Annotated in this window: 19 protein-coding genes; 12 read left to right on the top strand and 7 right to left on the bottom strand. The window is 61.7% G+C overall.

Annotated elements, in window-relative coordinates; translation table 11 throughout:
* Nucleotides 1-96: 96 nt before the first annotated feature.
* A complete protein-coding gene (locus tag GGD57_RS02085; protein WP_184466346.1) occupies nt 97-462 on the bottom strand; it encodes a winged helix-turn-helix transcriptional regulator in 366 nt (121 codons plus the stop codon).
* 113 nt (nt 463-575) lie between these two features.
* Here GGD57_RS02085 and GGD57_RS02080 point away from each other — a divergent pair, with 113 nt between their 5' ends.
* Complete coding sequence (locus tag GGD57_RS02080) at nt 576-956, top strand: nuclear transport factor 2 family protein (protein ID WP_210303660.1); 381 nt, start codon at nt 576-578, stop codon at nt 954-956.
* Between the two features lie 139 nt (nt 957-1,095).
* On the top strand, nt 1,096-1,947 hold the full coding sequence (locus tag GGD57_RS02075; protein ID WP_184466342.1) for an AraC family transcriptional regulator: 852 nt from the start codon (nt 1,096-1,098) through the stop codon (nt 1,945-1,947).
* Nucleotides 1,948-2,018: 71 nt separating this feature from the next.
* On the opposite strand, the gene GGD57_RS02070 is transcribed toward GGD57_RS02075, so the two are convergent.
* The 3 genes from GGD57_RS02070 to GGD57_RS02060 all read right to left on the bottom strand — a co-directional run bounded on the left by GGD57_RS02070 (nt 2,019) and on the right by GGD57_RS02060 (nt 4,462).
* Nucleotides 2,019-2,645 (bottom strand): glutathione S-transferase family protein, encoded by a 627-nt coding sequence (locus GGD57_RS02070; RefSeq protein ID WP_184466340.1) that lies wholly within the window; start codon nt 2,643-2,645, stop codon nt 2,019-2,021.
* Nucleotides 2,646-2,733: 88 nt separating this feature from the next.
* The gene (locus GGD57_RS02065; RefSeq protein ID WP_184466338.1) at nt 2,734-3,180 is read right to left on the bottom strand and encodes a GNAT family N-acetyltransferase; all 447 of its coding nucleotides are present in this window, start codon (nt 3,178-3,180) and stop codon (nt 2,734-2,736) included.
* Between the two features lie 70 nt (nt 3,181-3,250).
* The gene (locus GGD57_RS02060) at nt 3,251-4,462 is read right to left on the bottom strand and encodes an NADP-dependent isocitrate dehydrogenase (protein ID WP_003586206.1); all 1,212 of its coding nucleotides are present in this window, start codon (nt 4,460-4,462) and stop codon (nt 3,251-3,253) included.
* 187 nt (nt 4,463-4,649) lie between these two features.
* Between GGD57_RS02060 and GGD57_RS02055 the strand changes: the two genes are divergently transcribed.
* The 10 genes from GGD57_RS02055 (at nt 4,650) to GGD57_RS02010 (ending at nt 15,114) form a co-directional block, all read left to right on the top strand.
* Entirely contained in the window at nt 4,650-5,177 is a 528-nt protein-coding gene (locus GGD57_RS02055; protein ID WP_184466336.1) for a hypothetical protein, read from the top strand.
* 122 nt (nt 5,178-5,299) lie between these two features.
* The gene (locus tag GGD57_RS02050; protein ID WP_184466334.1) at nt 5,300-7,339 is read left to right on the top strand and encodes an FUSC family protein; all 2,040 of its coding nucleotides are present in this window, start codon (nt 5,300-5,302) and stop codon (nt 7,337-7,339) included.
* Nucleotides 7,340-7,343: 4 nt separating this feature from the next.
* On the top strand, nt 7,344-8,174 hold the full coding sequence (locus GGD57_RS02045) for an RNA methyltransferase (RefSeq protein ID WP_184466332.1): 831 nt from the start codon (nt 7,344-7,346) through the stop codon (nt 8,172-8,174).
* Nucleotides 8,155-8,955 (top strand): glutamate racemase, encoded by an 801-nt coding sequence (gene murI, locus GGD57_RS02040; RefSeq protein WP_184466330.1) that lies wholly within the window; start codon nt 8,155-8,157, stop codon nt 8,953-8,955. Before GGD57_RS02045 ends, murI begins: the two co-directional genes overlap by 20 nt.
* A 128-nt stretch (nt 8,956-9,083) precedes the next feature.
* Nucleotides 9,084-10,595 (top strand): ATP-binding protein, encoded by a 1,512-nt coding sequence (locus GGD57_RS02035; protein ID WP_184466328.1) that lies wholly within the window; start codon nt 9,084-9,086, stop codon nt 10,593-10,595.
* A gap of 225 nt (nt 10,596-10,820) precedes the next feature.
* Nucleotides 10,821-11,438: a 30S ribosomal protein S4 gene (gene rpsD, locus GGD57_RS02030; RefSeq protein WP_004676212.1), complete on the top strand. Its 618-nt coding sequence runs from the start codon at nt 10,821-10,823 to the stop codon at nt 11,436-11,438.
* Between the two features lie 72 nt (nt 11,439-11,510).
* On the top strand, nt 11,511-12,440 hold the full coding sequence (locus tag GGD57_RS02025; RefSeq protein ID WP_184466326.1) for a glutaminase: 930 nt from the start codon (nt 11,511-11,513) through the stop codon (nt 12,438-12,440).
* Nucleotides 12,441-12,499: 59 nt separating this feature from the next.
* Nucleotides 12,500-13,372 (top strand): tRNA 2-thiocytidine(32) synthetase TtcA, encoded by an 873-nt coding sequence (gene ttcA, locus GGD57_RS02020; protein WP_010069314.1) that lies wholly within the window; start codon nt 12,500-12,502, stop codon nt 13,370-13,372.
* A 48-nt stretch (nt 13,373-13,420) separates the two neighbouring features.
* A complete protein-coding gene (locus GGD57_RS02015; RefSeq protein ID WP_184466324.1) occupies nt 13,421-14,248 on the top strand; it encodes an inositol monophosphatase family protein in 828 nt (275 codons plus the stop codon).
* A 41-nt stretch (nt 14,249-14,289) separates the two neighbouring features.
* Nucleotides 14,290-15,114, top strand: coding sequence for an inositol monophosphatase family protein (locus GGD57_RS02010; protein WP_184466322.1), 825 nt, complete (start codon nt 14,290-14,292; stop codon nt 15,112-15,114).
* 95 nt (nt 15,115-15,209) lie between these two features.
* Here GGD57_RS02010 and GGD57_RS02005 read toward each other — a convergent pair whose 3' ends face one another.
* The 3 genes from GGD57_RS02005 to GGD57_RS01995 all read right to left on the bottom strand — a co-directional run bounded on the left by GGD57_RS02005 (nt 15,210) and on the right by GGD57_RS01995 (nt 18,291).
* Nucleotides 15,210-15,683, bottom strand: a complete 474-nt coding sequence (locus GGD57_RS02005) for a GNAT family N-acetyltransferase (protein ID WP_184466320.1) — start codon at nt 15,681-15,683, stop codon at nt 15,210-15,212.
* 72 nt (nt 15,684-15,755) lie between these two features.
* Nucleotides 15,756-17,036 carry a multidrug effflux MFS transporter gene (locus GGD57_RS02000; RefSeq protein ID WP_184466318.1) on the bottom strand — a complete coding sequence of 427 codons (1,281 nt, stop codon included), beginning with the start codon at nt 17,034-17,036 and terminating at the stop codon, nt 15,756-15,758.
* Nucleotides 17,037-17,085: 49 nt separating this feature from the next.
* The gene (locus GGD57_RS01995) at nt 17,086-18,291 is read right to left on the bottom strand and encodes a multidrug effflux MFS transporter (protein ID WP_184466316.1); all 1,206 of its coding nucleotides are present in this window, start codon (nt 18,289-18,291) and stop codon (nt 17,086-17,088) included.
* Nucleotides 18,292-18,313: the final 22 nt, after the last annotated feature.

Below are 18,313 nucleotides of genomic sequence, written 5' to 3'. Positions count from 1 at the left end.
GACTTGTTCCCGCCCTTTGTTTGTCAGAGATATCGTTCGCTGCTCAGTCTTATCCTTGCCACGCATCGTTCCATTCCCGATGTCTTCTGCCGTGCGCTACGATTCAGGGGAGTCGGCCGATGACGCATGCTCGAGTCGCGGCTTCACGTGTGTTTCCGACCATGCCGCAAGCTCCTGCAACAATGGTTGCAGAGTTCGGCCGAACGGCGTGATCGAATATTCCACCTTGGGCGGTACTTGCGGATAGATCGTCCGGGTGACGACGCCGTCCGCTTCCAACTCTCGCAACTGCGTGGTCAGCATACGCGGCGTCAGTCCTGGAAGCAGCCTGCCCAGCTCATTGAAACGCTTGGTGCCGTCGAGGATGTGGAACAGCAATATCGCTTTCCATTTGCCGCCGATGATGTCGAGCGCGGCCTCTACGGGACAATTCCCATAAAACGTATGGCGCTGCTTGCGCATCTCTCATGTCTCCACACTATCAAATGAGACAGTATAGGCTTTATTTGTGCGTACTGGCGTAATTTTTCGATCTGCGTCATAGGCTGGCTCCCACTTTGAAAAGGAGCCTGGACGTGAACCATCATACCGTTATCGACTTGGAGAAGGCCGCGCTTGCACGCTGGTGTAATGGCGACCCATCGGGTTTTCTGGAGTTGTCGGCGCCTGATGTTACCTATTTCGATCCTTTTCTACCCGAAAGATTGGATGGGCTGGAAAAGCTCACGGCCTATTACGAGGGGATCCGAGGCAAGATCTTTGCTCCCCGCTACGAGATGATAACGCCGCGTGTTGCCGAAATCGGAAACGCTGCCGTGCTGACCTTTCGCTTCGTCTCCTATAGCGGCAGCGAAGGCGCAGAGATGCGCTGGAACTGTACCGAGGTTTATCGCCGGGAAGATGCGATATGGCGGATCGTACAGACCCATTGGTCGTTTACCGCCGAAGAGCGATAGAACGATTTTCTCACCGAATTTGAACGGCGGAGGCTCGGCTTCCGCTTTTCCTTTCGGTTTCCGCCCGGGTAAAGTCCGCAGGATTTGTCAAATCGGAATATGGTTCTCTGCAGTCGATCGATTTTGCACGAGGTTTGACATGAACGGCGAAACGGCATGGGCACTTTATGAAAGCCGTCTGAGACGGGTTTCGGCCTATATTCACGACCACCTCGACGAGGAGCTGGATATGGAGCGCCTTGCCGAGATCGCCTGCATGTCGAGCTATCACTGGCACAGGATCTACCGGGCGATCTATGGCGAGACGCTGGCGGCAACCGTCAAGCGGCTGCGGCTGCATCGCGCGGCGGGCGAGATTGTCCGTACGGAGCTTACCGTCAGCGAAATTGCGAAGCGATCAGGCTATCCCAATCTCCAATCCTTCAATCGCATCTTCAGGTCGGTCTACGGCATGCCGCCGGCCCGTTACCGGAAAGAGGGAAGCCACACAGCCTTCGAACCCTCACTTAACGGAAAGACCAAAGCCATGTTAGACGTTACAATACGTGAGATCGGACCGATGGAGCTGATCGGTGTTCCCCATACCGGTTCCTACATGCAGATCGACAAGGCCTTCGAGACCCTGTTCGGCACGCTTTACGCCCGCGGCCTCGCCAAGCCCGACATGCGGATGATCGGCGTCTATCTCGACGATCCCGACGTTGTGTCGGAGGAAAAGCTGCGCTCGATTGCCTGCGTCACCGGTGCCTCCGAAGTGCCGGCCGATGTGCCGTTCGAGCGGCGCAGGATCGACGGCGGCGATTATGCCGTGCTGCGCCACAAGGGTCCCTATGCCAATATGCCCAAGTCCTATCAGTGGCTCTTTGCCGAATGGCTGCCGAAATCCGGCCGGCAACTGAAGGACAGGGTCATGTTCGAGGAATATCTCAACAATCCGCGCGAGGTGTCGCCGACGGAGCTTCTGACGGATATTCACATGCCGCTTATCTGAGGTTATCCATAAGGGGCGCGGCGGATCTGCCGCGTCCCCGAACGATTGGGCGACTGTCCGTCCTGGAATTTTCAGGCGGCCTGCATCGTCCTGCCGGCCTCGTCGTCCAGCGCATTGGCGCGCTTATAGGCCTCACGTTCGCTGATGCGGCCGAAATAATCGACGAAGGCCTGGCGTTTTTCGATGCTGCCGAAGCCGAGGCCCCAGCCGACATGCGAGCCGACATAGACGTCGGCGGCTGTGAAGCGCTCGCCGGCGACATAGGTCGAGCCGGAAACGGCCATCTCGAGCGTGTTCATGACGTCGCCGAACCCGCCGCAGCCGGCCATGCGCAGGCGCTCCGTCGGAATTTCGAAGCCGAGCGCCCTCATCGTCACCGCCGATTCCAGCGGGCCGGCGGCAAAGAACATCCAGCGGTAATAGGCGGCGCGTTCCTCCGGTTTGGGGGCCAGCCCCTTTTCCGGGAAGGTCTCGGCGAGATAGGCGCAGATCGCCGCGCATTCGGTGACGACGGTGTCGCCGTGGCGGATCGCCGGCACCTTGCCCATTGGATTGACCGAGAGATATTCGGGCTTCTTCATGCCTTCGCCGAAGGTCAGGAGTTCGGTGCGATAGGGCTGGCCGATTTCCTCCAGCATCCAGCGCGCAATGCGGCCGCGCGACATCGGGTTCGTATAGAATACCAGTTCTTCGGTCATGAGATCCTCCCGCGTGTTGCTCTTGTTCGAGGCATTGCCGTCGCCCGGAATCAATAGCGCGGCGAGGTCCTTGTGCAACCCCCGATCTTTAAAGAGCCTTGCGGTACTGGATGAAACCCGAGCGCTCGGCGATCCTGTCGTAAAGCCGTCGCGCCGTTGCATTCGTTTCGTGCGTCATCCAATAGAGCCGGCCCGCACCATTTGCGCTTGCGAGGTCGGCGACGGCGTCGATCAGCGCGGCACCGGTGCCGAGCCCGCGCCTGTTGCTTTCGACATAGAGATCCTGAAGGTAGCAGGTCCATTGCGCCATCCAGCAGGAACGGTGAAAGATGGCATGGACGATACCGACGAGGCGGCCGTCTTCGTCGAAGGCGCCGAGCGCATGCATCGGCTCGTCGGGATCGTGGAAGCGCGCCCAGGTAAGATCGGTCGTCTCGGCGGGGATCACCACGTCGTAGAAACGCTGATAGGCCGCCCATAGGGGTTCCCAGGCAGCGCGGTCAGAAGGTTCGAGCGGGCGCACGGTCGCCGTCATCAGCTATTCTCCCAAAATGAAAACGGCGGGGAAATCCCCGCCGTTTCAATGCTATCGCGAAAGGGCTGGCTTATGCCATGGCCTTCTGCAGGTTCTGGTCGATCTTGTCGAGGAAGGCGGTGGTCGAGAGCCACGGCTGATCGGGGCCGATGAGCAGCGCCAGATCCTTGGTCATGAAGCCGGATTCGACGGTATCGACGCAGACCTTTTCGAGCGTCGAGGCGAAGCGGGCAAGCTCGGCATTGTCGTCGAGCTTGGCACGGTGTGCGAGGCCGCGGGTCCAGGCAAAGATCGAGGCGATCGAGTTCGTCGAGGTTTCCTGACCCTTCTGGTGCTGGCGGTAGTGGCGGGTAACCGTGCCGTGAGCGGCTTCGGCTTCAACCGTCTTGCCATCGGGCGTCAGCAGAACCGAGGTCATCAGGCCGAGCGAGCCGAAGCCCTGGGCAACCGTGTCGGACTGGACGTCGCCGTCATAGTTCTTGCAAGCCCAGACGTAGCCGCCCGACCACTTGAGCGCCGAGGCGACCATGTCGTCGATCAGGCGGTGTTCGTAGGTGATGCCGGCTTCCTTGAACTGATCCTTGAATTCGGTCTCGTAGACTTCTTCGAAGATGTCCTTGAAGCGGCCGTCATAGGCCTTGAGGATGGTGTTCTTGGTCGACAGGTAAACCGGCCACTTGCGCATCAGGCCGTACATCATCGAAGCGCGGGCGAATTCGCGGATCGATTCATCGAGGTTGTACATCGCCATGGCAACGCCGGCGCCCGGCGCGTTGAAGACTTCCTTCTCGATGACTGTGCCGTCTTCGCCGACGAACTTGATCGTCAGCTTGCCCTTGCCGGGGAATTTGAAGTCGGTGGCGCGGTACTGGTCGCCGAAGGCGTGACGGCCGACGACGATCGGCTGCGTCCAGCCGGGAACCAGGCGCGGCACGTTTTTGCAAATGATCGGCTCGCGGAAGATGACGCCGCCCAGAATGTTGCGGATCGTGCCGTTCGGGCTCTTCCACATTTCCTTGAGGTTGAATTCCTTGACGCGGGCTTCATCCGGCGTGATCGTCGCGCACTTGATGCCGACACCGTACTTCTTGATGGCGTTGGCGGCATCGACGGTGACCTGGTCGTTGGTGGCGTCGCGATTTTCGACGGAGAGGTCGAAATAGTCGATGTCGAGGTCGAGATACGGATGGATCAGCTTGTCCTTGATAAGCTGCCAGATGATGCGCGTCATTTCATCGCCGTCGAGATCGGCGACGGGATTGGCGACCTTGATCTTGTTCATGTATCTGCCTCGTTCGAGCTTGAATGGGGACGGAGGTCCCAGGTGGGTGACGTGGTGAGGAGCGCTATAGCATTGTGAACCGGGAACGCAAAGCTGCAACGGGTTCGAGAATGCGTTTTTGCCGGCATTGCCAAGCGCGGAAATCTGGCTAGTGTCCGCCTTGATTTGCCCGCCCGGAACATTCGACATGAAGACAATCGCCGTTGTTATCGCAAGCCTTATCGCCTTTTCAGGCGCAGCCCATGCGGCCGATGCCATCGCGCCCGTGAAGGAGATCATGGACGCGACTAGGAGCAACTGGGCCGACAACAGCGGCGACTGGACCGACATCTTCGATGCAAGCCGGCTCGCCCGTCTCTACAGCAAGGATTTCGTCGCCAAGTACCAGGCGGCCGCGCAATTTCCGGCGGTCGATGACGATGGCATATCGCCATTCGACTACGACGTCATCGTCAACGGTCAGGATGCATGCCCGCTGGAGGATCTGACGATGGCGGCGGCGCCCGCGGTCAACGGGACGGCTGAGGTGACTGTGCGCTTCAAGAAATCCGCCTGTTCGGATGCGCCCGATGCCAAGGACTACACGACCGTCCGTTTCGAGGTGATCGAAGAAGGTGGTGCACCTGTCATCGACGACATCGTCACCGAGAATATCGAAACGCAGGGCCGAGATTCACTGAAGGCGACGATGGCGCTGATTGCCAAGGGCCAGTAGGCGCGCGACATTCGATCGATACCGGAGAATCGATGCCGGGCGATTGTTCCGACCGGTTCTCCGATGGTTTGATTTCCGCTTTTGCGGCGATATCTGTCGATCCTTCCGTGGCATGAGGGCTCTTGCATTTGTTTTCCGGTTTTCAGCTTCGCGACTGGCTGCTTGCCAATGATCCGGCGCTTTCGCGTCTGCGCATGGCTTCACGGGTGACGCTGGCGATCGTCCTCTCGTTCCTGATCCTGCTTGCTATCCACGCCCTTATTCTGCCGCTGCCGACTGCGGCTTTCGGCCTCGGCATCGTGCTGTCGATCGAAGGCGGGATTGCCGTGCGCGATAAGGGAAATGCGCGCCAGCTCGTGACCCGGCTCCTCGGTTGTGTCGCAAGCCTTGCCATCGTCGCCGTCGCGGCCGGGCTCGAGGATAGCCGTTTTCTCTCCGATCTCGTCTTCCTGGTGGTGATCGCGCTTGCATCGGCGGGACGGGTGTTCGGGCCGCGCGGTTTTGCTATCGGCATGTTCGCCTTCACCTCCTATTTCATGGGCGCCTATTTCCGGCCTTCGCTGGCCGATCTGCCGGAGGTGGCGATCGGCCCCGTCGTCTCGGTGCTCGCCGGTCATCTGGTGAGGGCGGTGCTCCTGCCCGACGATTGGCGGCGCGACCTGCTGCGCTCGCTTGAAAGCGTCAGGGGAAGGATCAACCAGATCCTCTTCAAGCTCGCCGCCATCGCCGGCAGCGCCGAGGTTGGTGACGCCGACCGGCAGGAGCTGCGCCAGCTGGAGGACCGGCTGAAGGAGGTGGTGCTGATGGCGGAGACCTTCATCCCGCGCCCGCCGGCCGGCGTCTTCGACGGTGCCGCCGACCCTGCAGCCGAACTGGCGATCCGGCTCTTCGATGCCCATCTTGCCGCCGAGAGCGCCATCGTGCTGAGTTTCCAGAGCCCGCCGCCTTTTGCGCTCGTTCACGCCGTGATCGAGGCCGACAAGGCCGAGCTTGCCACCTATGAGGGGATGGCTGAATCAATCGGGGATCGGCCGCAGAGCGAGACAGTGCGGGCACTGCTCTGGCTTGGCGAGGCGCGTCAGCAACTGACGCAGGCGATCGACGAGGGGCAGGCTTCCAGCTTTTCCGGCATCGATACGATCAACGACACGGCGCAATCCCAGCCGATCGACTTTTCATTCGGCAATCCGCTGCTGCGCTCGGCGCTGCAGATCACGCTCGCCTCGGCAATCGCCATGGGCTTCGGTCTGCTCTTGTCGCGCGAACGCTGGTTCTGGGCCGTGCTCGCTTCTTTCCTCGTCTTCACCAACACCAATTCGCGCGGCGATACGGCGATGAAGGCGCTGTCGCGCTCGCTCGGCACCGTGTTCGGCATCGCCTTTGGTCTTGGGCTGGCGACGCTGATTTCGGGCGAACAGGCGATTGCCATTCCGGTCGCCGTCGTCTGCATCTTCCTCGCCTTTTATTTCCTGCAGATCTCTTACGCGACGATGACCTTCTTCATTTCTATCGTGCTCTGCCTGGTCTACGGCATGACCGGCGTGCTGACACTCGATCTGTTGAAGCTGCGTATCGGCGAGACCGTGATCGGCGCTATAGCCGGTACGGCGGTTGCCTTCATCGTCTTTCCCACCCGCACGCGCGGCGCGCTCGATGCCGCACTTGCGCGCTGGTTCCAGGCGCTGCGCGATCTGCTTGGCGCGCTCGGCGAGGGCAAGAGCAGTTTCGAGCTGATCGCGCTGTCTCAGAAGATCGACGCCTGTTACCGCGATGTGACGGTGGCGGCGCGGCCACTCGGCTCCTCCTGGTCGGTCGTGACGCGGCCCGGCCAGATTCGCCAGACGCTGGCGATTTTTCTGTCCTGCACCTATTGGGCGCGTATTTTGGCGAAGAGTTACGACATGCCTGTTGCCGACGACAATCTGCACAGGCTGATCGCGGCGGATCTCGCGCTGATCGACAATGCTGCGCCGCGCGGCTCGGCCTGTTTCCTGATCGAGCGCAAGACATCCCGGACAACGGGACGACACCTGCCGCTGTCGCGGGAGGGCGCCAGATTGGGGCTCGAAATGATCGGTTCGGCGCTGGAAAGGCTCTATCCGCAGGCCGATGTCTTGCCGTTTGCAGTGGGCGAGGCTATTGCGCGCTCGAAACAGGGATAGGACCATGGCAGGCACGAACAGCGAACGTCAACTTCTGGCAGAGGGGCCGGCCATCATTCTGGTCGAGCCGCAGATGGGCGAGAATATCGGCATGGTGGCGCGCGCCATGGCGAATTTCGGCCTTGCCGAACTGCGCCTTGTCAATCCGCGCGACGGCTGGCCGAATGAAAAGGCCCTTGCGACGGCATCCAAGGCCGATCATGTGATCGAGGCGACGAAGGTCTACGACACGCTGGAGCAGGCGGTCGCCGACCTCAACTTCGTTTATGCGACGACGGCGCGTGAGCGCGACGGTTATAAGCCGGTGCGCTCCCCGGTCATCGCCGCCGAGACGCTCAGGGCAAAATTCCGGGCGGGCGAGGGCACCGGCATTCTTTTCGGGCGCGAGCGCTGGGGGCTGACGAACGAGGAAGTGGCGCTTGCCGACGAGATTGTCACCTTTCCGGTCAATCCGGCCTTTGCTTCGCTGAACATCGCCCAGGCCGTGCTGCTGATGTCCTATGAATGGATGAAATCGGGCATGGACGATGTCGGCGCCGTGCCTTTCCAGGCGATGGGGCAGACGCCCTCGACCAAGGAACAGCTCTTCGGCCTGTTCGATCAGCTGGAAGAGGCGCTCGATGCGCGCGGATATTTCCATCCTGCCGGGAAAAAGCCGAAAATGATCGACAATCTGCGTGCCGTTCTATCCCGCCGGGCTTTCACGGAGCAGGAAATCAGCGTGTTGCGCGGCGTCATCTCTTCCCTCGACCGCTTCTCGCGCAAGAGCCCGCGCGGCGGCAGGTTCCCGACACCGGCCAAGGAAACACCGCCAGATGACAGCACCGACGCGTGAGCTGAAACCCGTCCTCCTCTTCGATTCCGGCATCGGCGGCCTGACCGTGCTGCGTGAGGCGCGCGTGCTGATGCCGGAACGGGGCTTCATCTATGTCGCCGACGATGCCGGCTTTCCCTATGGCGGCTGGGAGGAAGAGGCGCTCAAGGAGCGGGTGATCGGGCTCTTCGGCAAGCTGCTGACGGAGCATGATCCCGAAGTCTGCATCATCGCCTGCAACACCGCCTTCACGCTCGTCGGCGCCGACCTGCGCGCCGCCTTTCCCCAGATGACTTTCGTCGGCACCGTGCCGGCGATCAAACCGGCGGCGGAGCGCACGCGCTCGGGGCTGGTTTCGGTGCTCGCCACCCCCGGCACGGTAAAGCGGGCCTATACGCGCGACCTCATCCAGTCCTTCGCGCAGCAATGCCATGTCCGCCTTGTTGGTTCGGAGAACCTTGCGCGCATGGCCGAGGCCTATATTCGCGGCGATGCCGTCTCCGATGAGGCCGTGCGCACTGAGATCGACCAATGTTTCGTCGACAAGGACGGTCGGAAAACCGATATCGTCGTCCTGGCCTGCACGCATTATCCTTTCATGGCCAATCTTTTCCGCCGGCTTGCGCCTTGGCCGGTCGACTGGCTGGATCCCGCCGAAGCGATTGCGCGGCGCGCCCGCACACTGGTGCCGCTGGTCGCCGATGCCGTCCATCCGGATAATTTCGACTTTGCGGTCTTCACCTCCGGCAAGCAGGATTTCGCCACGCGGCGGCTGATGCAGGGTTTCGGCCTGAAGGCATGAGCGGAATTGTCCTGTGGGTTGGCGAAATCCGGCCCTGAAAATCAGCAGATTCTTTGATAGACGGGGCGTTGCCGTTTCGGAAGAATGGCGCTTCGTTCATGTGAGTCTCTTGGCCGCGAGGATCAGCATTGCAGGTTGGCATCGATATGGGATTGGCGTCCGGCAGCCCGGCGACGCTCGATATCGAGGAGCTGCTGGCGACCCGTTTGCTCGTCCAGGGTAATTCCGGATCGGGCAAGTCGCATCTTTTGCGCCGTCTGCTCGAGCAGTCCGCGCAATGGGTGCAGCAGGTCATCATCGATCCCGAGGGTGATTTCGTCACTCTCAGCGACAGGTTCGGCCATATCGTCGTCGACGGCGAGCGCACCGAGGCGGAATTGGCGGGCATTGCCAACCGCATCCGTCAGCATCGCGTCTCCTGCGTTCTGACGCTAGAAGGCCTCGATATCGAGCAACAGATGCGTGCGGCCGCCGCTTTCCTCAATGGCATGTTCGATGCCGATCGCGAATATTGGTATCCGGTTCTCGTCGTCGTCGACGAGGCGCAGATGTTTGCACCGTCGGTCGGCGGCGACGTCTCGGAAGATGCGCGCAAGATGTCGCTGGGCGCGATGACCAACCTGATGTGCCGCGGCCGCAAGCGCGGGCTAGCCGGGGTGATCGCGACGCAGCGGCTCGCCAAACTCGCCAAGAATGTCGCGGCCGAGGCCTCTAACTTCCTGATGGGGCGCACCTTTCTCGATATCGACATGGCGCGCGCCGCCGACCTGCTCGGCATGGATCGGCGCCAGGCCGAGATGTTCCGGGATCTGAAGCGCGGCAATTTCGTTGCCCTCGGCCCTGCGCTGTCGCGCCGGCCGCTGCCGATCCAGATCGGCGCGGTGGAAACCTCGGCGCGCTCTTCCAGCCCGAAGCTGATGCCGCTGCCGGATGCGCCACAGGATGTCGAGGACCTGATCTTCACGCCCGATCCGGAGGAATTCCAGCGTCCGCTCGTGCGCCGCGCGCCGCCGGCCCCACGGCCGACCACCGATATACTGGCTGAACTTTCGCGCTCGACGCCGGCGGCGTCACCTGCGCCCGTCGAGGCGAGGGCAAGCCAGGCGGAAGTCTCTGCCGAGGAGCGCGAGGAGCGCCTGGCCGGCGTGCTGGCCGAAATACTCGACGATCCCACCTCCGCCTTCCGTACCGATTCGGTGCTCTACCAGGATTTTCTCGTGCGGTTGCGTATGCGCCGCGTGCCGGGACCGCCGATTGCGCTGCCGGATTTCCGCCGGCGTGTGGCGATCTCCCGCTCCGGCGTCGATGCCGAGACAGCCGCGACCGACGAGTGGGCGACGGCGCTGTCGCTGTCGTCGGGTGTCACCGACGACCTGCAGGGCGTCTTCCTGATGCTCGCCAAAGCCGCAGCCTGCGGCGAACCCTGCCCGTCGGATGCCCGTATTGCCCGCGCCTACGGCACCCATTCCGCACGCCGTGCGCGGCGCCTGCTCGGCTATTTCGAAGAGCAGGGGATCGTCGTCGTGCACACGGATTTCTCTGGCAAGCGCATCGTGGCTTTTCCCGACATGAACTGCCAGACCGCACCGGGCGACGCGAACGCGCCCGATACAGGCGATCAGCCGCTGGCGGCGGAATAGTGGCGCTTTCGGGCTTAGGCGCAGTTGACATTTTCATGACGGGCCTCTAAAGACCGCGCCAAGCACCGGGCAGCAATGTCCGGTGTTTCATTTGACATGTCCCGTGGATGGTTCCAGTTCGCGTAACCGGAATATCCTGTCAGATCTCGGAAGAGATCAGAGGAGGGCGTGTTTCCTTCGTGCGGTTTGGTAACAAACCGTCGTAAACCTTTGAAAGGAAATGCGATGAGCAAGCGCGAATCGTCCAAGTACAAAATTGACCGCCGTATGGGCGAAAACATCTGGGGCCGTCCGAAGTCCCCGGTGAACCGCCGCGAATACGGCCCGGGCCAGCACGGCCAGCGCCGCAAGGGCAAGCTTTCGGACTTCGGCGTGCAGCTGCGCGCCAAGCAGAAGCTCAAGGGCTACTACGGTGACCTGCGCGAAAAGCAGTTCCGCGCGATCTTCGCTGAAGCCGACCGCCGCAAGGGCGACACCTCGGAAAATCTGATCGGCCTGCTGGAATCGCGCCTAGACGCGATCGTCTATCGCGCCAAGTTCGTTCCGACGGTCTTTGCTGCCCGTCAGTTCGTCAACCATGGCCACGTCACCGTCAACGGCGTTCGCGTCAACATCGGTTCTTACCGCTGCAAGGCCGGCGACGTCATCGAAGTTCGCGAGAAGTCGAAGCAGCTGGTGACGGTTCTGGAAGCCGTCAGCCTCGCCGAGCGCGACGTTCCCGACTATATCGAAGTCGATCACAACAAGATGGTCGCTACCTTCGGCCGCGTTCCGACGCTCAGCGACGTTCCGTTCCCGGTCGTCATGGAACCGCATCTGGTCGTCGAATTCTATTCGCGTTAATAAGCACCAGGCGTTTTCGCTTATGGAAAAGCCGCTCTTTCGGGCGGCTTTTTTGTTATTCGGAGAGAAGCGATGGCGGATTTGCAGGCGACCCTCGACAGCATCTACACCGATATTCTGCCGCGGGTCGGCGAGGGTAAGGTCGCCGATTATATTCCTGAGCTGGCCAAGGTCGATCCACGGCAGTTCGGCATGGCGATCGTTACCGTTGACGGCAAGGTCTACCGTGTCGGCGATGCCGACATCGCCTTCTCGATCCAGAGCATCTCCAAGGTCTTCATGTTGACGCTGGCGCTCGGCAAGGTCGGCGAAGGCCTGTGGAAGCGCGTCGGGCGTGAACCGTCCGGATCGGCCTTCAACTCGATCGTCCAGCTCGAGCATGAAAGCGGGATCCCGCGCAATCCATTCATCAATGCCGGCGCGATTGCCGTCAGCGACGTCGTCCTGGCCGGCCATGCGCCGCGTGAGGCGATCGGCGAATTTCTGCGCTTCGTGCGGTATCTCGCCGACGACGAATCGATCACCATCGACGACAAGGTGGCGCGCTCGGAAACCCAGACCGGCTATCGCAATGGCGCGCTCGCCAATTTTATGCGCGCCTATCGCAATCTCGACCATCCCGTCGACCATGTGCTCGGCGTCTATTTCCATCAATGCGCGCTCGCGATGAGCTGCGAGCAGCTCGCCCGCGCCGGGCTGTTTCTGGCGGCGCGCGGCAGCAATCCGATGACCGGCCATTCGGTGGTGTCGCCGAAGCGGGCGCGGCGCATCAATGCGCTGATGCTGACCTGCGGCCATTACGACGGCTCGGGTGATTTCGCCTATCATGTCGGCCTTCCCGGCAAGAGCGGCGTCGGCGGCGGTATCTTCGCCGTTGCGCCCGGCATTGCCTCGATCGCGGTGTGGTCGCCGGGTCTCAATAAGGTCGGCAATTCGCAGCTCGGCGCCGTGGCGCTGGAAATGCTGGCGGCGCGCACCGGCTGGTCTGTTTTCGGCGATTGAGGCTGTGTCGGCGAAGGGTTTCTGATAAGGCAAGCATGAATCTTCGATAGGACGGAGCCATGAATATCGCAGCCAATATCGCGGATGACCTGGAAAGCGGCGAAGCCGACAGCGGCATCGGCCATGCGCTGTTTGCCGATGCACCGCGCTCTGTCTCCTTCAACAAGCTGCGCAAGCGGCTGCTGCGGCAGGTGCGCCAGGCCTTCGACGATTTCGACATGCTGAAGGGGCAGAAGCGTTGGCTGGTCGGCCTTTCCGGAGGCAAGGATTCCTATGGGCTGCTGGCGCTACTGCTCGATCTGCAATGGCGCGGCCTGCTGCCGGTCGAGCTCGTTGCCTGCAATCTCGACCAGGGCCAGCCGAACTTTCCCAAGCACGTGCTGCCGGACTATCTGACCAAAATCGGCGTGCGGCACCGGATCGAATATCGCGACACCTATTCGATCGTGAAGGAGAAGGTGCCGGAGGGGGCGACCTATTGCTCGCTCTGTTCGCGGCTGCGGCGCGGCAATCTCTACCGCGTCGCGCGGGAGGAGGGCTGCGATGCGCTGGTGCTCGGCCATCATCGCGAGGATATTCTCGAAACCTTCTTCATGAATTTCTTTCACGGCGGGCGGCTTGCCTCCATGCCGGCGAAACTTCTGAACGACGAGGGCGACCTGATGGTGCTTCGGCCGCTCGCTTATGCCGCCGAGGACGACCTCGCGAAATTCGCCGCCGCCATGCAGTTTCCGATCATCCCCTGCGATCTCTGCGGCTCGCAGGATGGGCTGCAGCGTAATGCGATGAAGGACATGCTTGCGGATATCGAGCGGCGCATGCCGGGACGCAAGGACACGATGCTGCGCGCGCTTTCGCATGTGAACCCGTCGCATCTGCTCGATCCTAAACTCTTCGACTTTTCCACCCTTGGTGTCACAGATCCGTCATGAATGGCCGGCTAAGCAGGCTGGCTATTTGGATCAAGGACAGGAATTCGCATGACGATTTCAGATCAGGATATTCTCTTTCTCGGCGATTGCGTCAGGGAAGCGGCGCAGGCCGAGATCATGCCGCGTTTTCGCAATCTCGGTGCTGCCGATGTTTCGGAAAAGACCTCGGCGATCGATGTTGTGACGCAGGCGGATCTGCTCGCCGAGCACAGGATCACCGCTGCGCTGAAAGAGCGCTTTCCCTCGGCACTCGTCGTCGGCGAGGAGGCTTATGAGGCCGACCGGTCCGTCGTCCCGGCCCTTGCCGATGCCGAGCTTGCCTTCGTGATCGATCCTGTCGATGGCACATTCAATTTTGCTGCCGGGCTTCCCGTCTTCGGGACGATGCTGGCGGTAACCGTCAAGGGCGAGACGGTCGCCGGCATCATTCACGATCCCGTTCTCGGCGATACGGTGACGGCGATCAAAGGGGCGGGCGCCTTCCTGACGCGGCAGGACGGGCAATCCAGCAGACTGAGGGTGGCGGAACCCGTCGCCTTGAACCAGATGGTCGGCGGCATCTCATGGGGCCACATGGACGACCCGGACCGCTCACGCATCTCGGCCAATATGGCAAAGATCAGGATGACCTTTGCCTTCAACTGCTCGGCCTATGAATATTGGCTGGCCGCCTCCGGCAAGCTGCATTTCATCGGCCATGCAAAGCTGATGCCCTGGGATCACCTGGCCGGCGTGCTCGCACATCAGGAGGCCGGCGGCCATACGGCGAAATTCGACGGTACGCCCTATCGTCCCGGCGAGACGACAGGCGGCATCATCTCCGCCCCCGACAGGGAAAGCTGGCAGATGATCCGGCGTGAGATCGTCGGCATTTGATTTGAGACCCTTGACCCAGAGGCCGAGCCGAAGGATTTGACATGACTGCGACTGTCGACGTGACCGTTCTTGCCGATCTCTTGCGCCGTGCGGCGAAGGCGGAGATCCTGCCGCGCTTCCGCCGGCTTGGCGAAGATGACGTACGCGCCAAGAGCGAGGCAACCGATCTCGTCACAGAGGCCGACGAACGGGCCGAACGGATGATCAAGGCGGAAGCAGAGCGGCTCTGGCCGGACGCGCTGTTCCTCGGCGAAGAATCGGTTGCGGCCGAACCTGATTTGCTCGGCAGGCTCGCAGATGCCGATCTTGCCATCGTCGTCGATCCGGTCGACGGCACGTTCAACTTCGCCGCCGGCATCCCTGCCTTCGGCGTCATGGCCTCGGTCATATCAGGCGGCGAAACCATTGCCGGCATCATCTACGATCCGATGGGCGACGACTGGGTGATGGCGGAGAAAGGCAGCGGCGCCTGGCTGCGGCGGCCGGACGGCGAGGCGCGGCGGCTGCAATCGGCCGAGCCTGTCGCGCTCGGCCAGATGGTCGGCATGGCCTCCACCGGCTATCTGCGGCAGGAAAAGCGGGCGGAGATTCTCGGAAATCTCGCTAAGGTGCGCTTTCTCACCAACTACCGCTGTGCGGCGCATGAATACCGCACTTTCGCCGGCGGGCATGTGCATTATCTGATGTATAACAAAATGATGCCCTGGGATCACCTCGCGGGCGCGTTGATCTCGCAGGAGGCCGGCGGTTATGCTGCCCGTTTCGACGGCTCGCCCTATCTGCCGCGCCATCTCGAAGGCGGGCTGCTGGTGGCTCCCGACAAGGCTTCCTGGGACCTGCTGCGGCGTGAGGTCTTCACGGTTTGAATAGATAAACCCGGCCGCAGAACGCTGATTTTGCGGCCGTGTCCGATGACGGGGAATGCCGGTTTCATCCGGACAGTCATCGGGGGGCGTGCCCTTTACGCGTAAAGCTTCTCCATGAGGAAGTTTTCCAAGCTTTGACCGCGTTTCTCGACGGTTTGCCTTGATATCAAGCGGAAACCCCTACGCTCGAAAAATGGCCGGGCGGTTCGGCTGGCCTCTGTATAAATTCTCGTGAATCCCCGCCTCAGAGCTTCCGCCTCGACTGTGTTCAAGAGCCGGCTTGCGATACCGAGGCCCTGAAGTTGAGGATGGACGAACATCATGTCCACACAGCCCTCAGCGGTCAGATCGGAAAACCCCACCGGCTCTCCGTCGATTTCCGCAATCCAGGCGGGCCTGCTGATGCGGCGCTCCGCCCATAGGCCGTGATCTTCCACCTTTGCCCAAGCCTCTATCTGAGGCGGCGAATAGTCTTTGGACGAGACTTCCCGGATGGCACGCAGAAAGATGTCAATCGTCGCGCCCGCGTCAGCTGGTGTGTACGGCCTGATCAAAATTCGGTCGTCCATCCCGGATGCCTTTGCTCCTCGGTTCCACAACAGTTTGGCACCGGCCGAATCTCCGCGGCCGGCCGGCTCGCTTCAGAAGTGGCCTGCACCCGGATCGAGTTGCGGGCTGTCGCCTGGATGCGTGAAGAGCTTGCCGTTTTCTGCCCAAAGCGTGGCGGCGATGGTCAGCAGGCCGAAAATCGCAAAACCGCCGAAGAGCGGCTGGATCGTGCCGTTGAACATCTGGCCGACCAGCCCGCCAAGGATGGTGCCGAAGGTCGTCGAGACGAAGCCGGTGATGGCGGTCGCCGTGCCGGCGAGATTGCCCATCGGCTCGAGGCTGATGGCGGTGAAATTCGTGGCGATCAGGGCAAACATCATCAGCACGACGGTGAAGATGCCGTAGGCGACGGCGAAATCCGGCTTGCCGGCCAGCGAAATGACAAAGCCGACAGCCGACAGCGCGGTGAAGATCAGCAGCGCGGCATGCGAGATGCGGCGCATGCCGAATTTGCGGACGAAGAAGCCGTTGGCGAAGTTGGCGACAGCGATGCCGCCGGCGGTGGCGGCAAAGGCGATCGGCAGCCAGTCGCCAAGGCCGTAGACTTCGCCGAAGACCTGCTGCACGGAGATCACATAGCCGCTGATGACGCCGGTGAACATGGTGAGGCCGATCATGTAGCCGCAGGTAATGCGGTTGGTGAGCACGGTCTTGAAACCGTCCATGACGGAGCCGACCGACAGCGGCAGCCGCTCTTCCTGCGGCAGCGATTCCTTCAGCCGCAGGAGTGCCCAGACGAACAGGATGGTGGCGATGACGCCGAGCAGGATGAAGATCCAGTGCCAGTTGGCGTAGAGGATGATCAACTGGCCGACGGAGGGAGCAACGATCGGCACGATCATGAAGACGATCATGACATAGGACATGACGCGGGCCATTTCGCGACCGCCGAAGCAGTCGCGTACAACAGCCATGGTGGTGATCCGCACGGCCGCGCCGCCGACGCCTTGAATGAAGCGCATGACGAGCAGCATTTCGAAGCTGCCGGTTGCTGCGGCGGCAAACATGCCGACTACGTAGCAGACGAGGCCGCCAAGCAGAATGTTGCGGCGGCCGAACGTATCCGAAAGGCTGCCGAAGAAGATCTGCGAGATGCCGAAGCCCAGCAGGAACACGCCGATGATGAGCTGCGCGTCGTTGGTATTGGTGACGCCGAGCGAATGGCCGATATTGGGCAATGCCGGCAGCATGCTGTCGATTGCCATGGCGACGCTGGCGGTCATGATGGCGATGGTGACGACGAATTCGCCAAAGCCCATGCCGATGCGGCGGGAGCCCTGGTTTTCCTGGTGCGGTTTATGCGGCGGCGTCATGTGTTGAAATCCCGGATGCGGAGGAGGTGGCCGTTCAGAGGTGGGCCGTTCAGACGGCCGGATTCTGCTGTTGGAAGAGGCGGCCCTTCTCGGCGATCAGTACGAAGACGAGCCCGATGATCGACACGGTGAAATAGCCGGCGACCATCGGCAGCGCGGTGCCGTCGAAGGCCTGGCCGATGCCGGCGCCGATGAGGGCGCCGCCGACCGTGCTCATGAAACCGAGAACGGAGGAGGCGGTGCCGGCGACATGGCCGAGCGGCTCCATGGCGAGCGAGTTGAAGTTCGAGCCGATCCAGCCGAACTGGAACATGGCAAGGCCGAAGAAGGAGATGAAGAGGGCGAAAGGCATCGGCCCGGAACTCACCATCTGGACGATCAGCCAGATGGTGTTGATGGCGATGAAGCCGAGGAGCGAGCCGTGCGACAGGCGGCGCATGCCGAGCTTGCCGACAAAACGCGAATTGAAGAAGGACGACAGCGACATGAAGATCGCCACGCCGGCGAAGGCGAAGGGGAAATAGACGCCGAGATCATAAATGCCGACATAGACCTGCTGGGCGGAATTGATGAAGCCGAACAGGGCGCCGAAGATGAAAGTGCTGGCGATGGTGTAGCAGAGGGCGATGCGATTGGTCAGGACCAGCTTGAAGGCGCCGAAGATCGAGCGGGCGGTAAAGGGGCGGACATTGGCGGGATGCAGGGTTTCCGGCAGGCGAAGGTAGGCCCAGACGGCGATAGCCGTCGCCATGGCGGCAATGAAGAGGAAGATCAGGTGCCAGTTGCCGAAGGCCATGACGATCTGGCCGGTGCCGGGGGCGATGACCGGGACGATCATGAAGACCATCATGATCAGCGACATGACCTCGGCCATCTGCCGGCCGCCATAGATATCGCGAACGATGGAGACGGTGATGACGCGGGTTGCCGCCGAGCCGATGCCCTGGATGAAGCGCAGCACCAGAAGGCCGGCGAAGGAGGGGACGAAGACGATGCTGACGGCGGAAGCGATATAGACGACGAGCCCGATCAGAAGCGGCGTGCGGCGACCGAAGCGATCGGAGAGCGGGCCATAGAACAGCTGGGCGCAGCCGAAACCGAGCAGATAGGTGGAGACGACGAATTGACGATGATTTTCGCTCTCGACGCCGAGGCTCGCGCCGATCTGCTGCAGGGCCGGAAGCATGATATCGATCGCCAGCGAGTTGACGGCCATCAGGAAGGCAGCGAGCGCGATGAATTCTCGTTTGCCCATGGGCAGGCGGCCCGCGGACACG

This window comes from Rhizobium esperanzae (assembly GCF_014197615.1).
Classification (GTDB): domain Bacteria; phylum Pseudomonadota; class Alphaproteobacteria; order Rhizobiales; family Rhizobiaceae; genus Rhizobium; species Rhizobium esperanzae_A.
This window is presented reverse-complemented; position numbering and strand designations above follow the sequence as displayed.